Annotated in this window: 1 protein-coding gene; it reads right to left on the bottom strand. The window is 68.3% G+C overall.

What is annotated here, in order from left to right:
• A partial coding sequence (hutU, locus tag CAG41_RS27985; RefSeq protein WP_139835010.1) for a urocanate hydratase occupies nt 1-1,649 on the bottom strand: 1,649 nt, incomplete at both ends.

Here is a 1,649-nt window from a genome sequence, read left to right as displayed (position 1 = left end):
TTAGTGATCATCGGCAGGTTCAGGCCCTGCTCTTTGGCGCAGTCGATCGCAATCTGGTAACCGGCATCGGCGTGACGCATCACCCCGGTGCCCGGGTCGTTGTGCAGCACGCGGGCGATGCGTTCGGCCGCCTCGTCGGTGCCGTCGCAGACGATCACCATCCCCGAGTGCTGCGAGAAGCCCATGCCCACCCCGCCGCCGTGGTGCAGCGACACCCAGGTCGCGCCGCTCGCGGTGTTGAGCAGGGCGTTGAGCAGCGGCCAGTCGGACACGGCGTCGGAGCCGTCCTGCATCGATTCGGTCTCGCGGTTCGGGCTCGACACCGAACCGGAGTCCAGGTGGTCGCGGCCGATCACGATCGGCGCCGACAGCTCGCCGCTGCGCACCATCTCGTTGAACGCCAGGCCGAGCTTGGCGCGCAGGCCCAGGCCGACCCAGCAGATGCGCGCCGGCAGGCCCTGGAAGCTGATGCGCTCGCGCGCCATGTCCAGCCAGTTGTGCAGGTGCGCGTCGTCCGGGATCAGCTCCTTGACCTTGGCGTCGGTCTTGTAGATGTCCTGCGGGTCGCCCGACAGCGCCGCCCAGCGGAACGGGCCGATGCCACGGCAGAACAGCGGACGGATGTAGGCCGGCACGAAGCCGGGGAAGTCGAAGGCGTTCGCCACGCCCTCTTCCTGGGCCATCTGGCGGATGTTGTTGCCGTAGTCGAAGGTCGGCACGCCCATCTTCTGGAAGTCCAGCATCGCCTTCACGTGCACCGCCATCGACTGCTTGGCGGCCTTCACCACCGCCGCCGGCTCGGTCTTGGCGCGGGCGCGGTACTCGTCCCAGGTCCAGCCGGCCGGCAGGTAGCCGTTGAGCGGGTCGTGGGCGCTGGTCTGGTCGGTGACCATGTCCGGACGCACGCCGCGGCGCACCAACTCCGGCAGGATCTCGGCGGCGTTGCCGCACAGGGCGATGGAGATGGCGCGGCCTTCGGCGGTGTACTTGGCGATGCGCGCCAGGGCGTCATCCAGGTTCTTGGCCTGCTCGTCGACGTAGCGGGTCTTGAGGCGGAAGTCGATGCTCACCTGCTGGCATTCGATGTTCAGCGAGCAGGCGCCGGCCAGGGTCGCCGCCAGCGGCTGCGCGCCGCCCATGCCGCCCAGGCCTGCGGTCAGCACCCACTTGCCGGTGAGGTTGTCGTTGTAGTGCTGGCGGCCGGCCTCGACGAAGGTCTCGTAGGTGCCCTGGACGATGCCCTGGCTGCCGATGTAGATCCAGCTGCCGGCGGTCATCTGGCCGTACATGGCCAGGCCCTTGGCGTCCAGTTCGTTGAAGTGCTCCCAGGTCGCCCAGTGCGGCACCAGGTTGGAGTTGGCGATCAGCACGCGCGGGGCGTTGGCGTGGGTCTTGAACACGCCGACCGGCTTGCCCGACTGCACCAGCAGGGTCTCGTCGTCGTTGAGGTTGGTCAGGCTCTCGACGATCTTGTCGTAGCACTCCCAGTTGCGCGCCGCACGGCCGATGCCGCCGTAGACCACCAGCTCTTTCGGGTTCTCGGCCACTTGCGGGTCGAGGTTGTTCATCAGCATGCGCAGCGGCGCTTCGGTCAGCCAGCTCTTGGCGGTCAGCTGGTTGCCGCGGGGGGCGCGGATTTCGACGTCGCG

Source organism: Pseudomonas sp. B35(2017) (assembly GCF_002113645.1).
Lineage (GTDB): Bacteria > Pseudomonadota > Gammaproteobacteria > Pseudomonadales > Pseudomonadaceae > Aquipseudomonas > Aquipseudomonas ekonensis.
This window is presented reverse-complemented; position numbering and strand designations above follow the sequence as displayed.